The sequence below is a fragment of the Thiolapillus sp. genome, from assembly GCF_048562965.1.
GTDB lineage: Bacteria > Pseudomonadota > Gammaproteobacteria > Chromatiales > Chromatiaceae > Thiolapillus > Thiolapillus brandeum_A.
In genome coordinates this window covers 1-631 of sequence record NZ_JBHNMF010001423.1, presented here as the reverse complement: position 1 = coordinate 631, position 631 = coordinate 1, and the positions used below count along the sequence as shown (strand labels likewise).

At 51.3% G+C, this 631-nt stretch carries 2 protein-coding genes; both read right to left on the bottom strand.

Translation table 11 applies throughout. The features are described from left to right. On the bottom strand, positions 1 to 186 hold a 186-nt coding region (locus ACOCD2_RS24725; protein WP_293689089.1), incomplete at its 3' end, for a hypothetical protein. 71 nt (positions 187 to 257) lie between these two features. After that, positions 258 to 476, bottom strand: a complete 219-nt coding sequence (locus ACOCD2_RS24720; RefSeq protein WP_293653147.1) for a CHC2 zinc finger domain-containing protein — start codon at positions 474 to 476, stop codon at positions 258 to 260. Positions 477 to 631 lie beyond the last annotated feature (155 nt).

The window sequence follows — 631 nt, the reverse complement described above, 5'->3', positions numbered from 1 at the left end:
AATTAACTCCGCATCACCCAGGCCACGGCTGTTCAGGTATTCCAAGGCGTCGGGGCTTTGTTTCAGGGTTTCATGGTAGTAATCGATCACCACGGCAAGCTGTTTTTGATCATCGGGATTGGCGACCAAAGGGCTGGAATGCTTGGCGGTGGTGTTGCGTTTAACAGGCGTTGCCGGAACCGACAAGGCCGCATCGCCACCTTATTCAACAGCTCTACGGCATGGCGGAAGCTCACGCCCTGGCGCTTCATGACCCACTAGATCACGTCACCGCCTTCATTGCAGGCACCGAGGCAATGCCACAGGTTCTTGTCCGGTGAGATCACCAGCGAAGGTTCTTTGTCATCGTGGAACGGGCACAACCCCAGATAGTCCTTGCCGTGTTTCTTCAATTCGATGCCGGAGGATTCCACCAGGCGCACCAGCGAGACTTCGCTTTTCAGTCGATCCAGCTCGTTGTTTGGGATTCTTGCCATGCGTTTGCGCCCTCCGGTAAAAAAATTGAAAATATTTCAATCAAGCAAATGTGCTTGATAAGCTAGCCGTATGGCTTTATCATGTCAAGCATGAATCCCGCACTATCAATCACTGACGCATGTATTTTTCCGGATAAATCCGCCAAAATTGCTAT

Bases quoted from the DNA above. Each gene is read 5' to 3' on its own strand.
- ACOCD2_RS24720 (WP_293653147.1), bottom strand. From the start codon at position 476: ATGGCAAGAATCCCAAACAACGAGCTGGATCGACTGAAAAGCGAAGTC.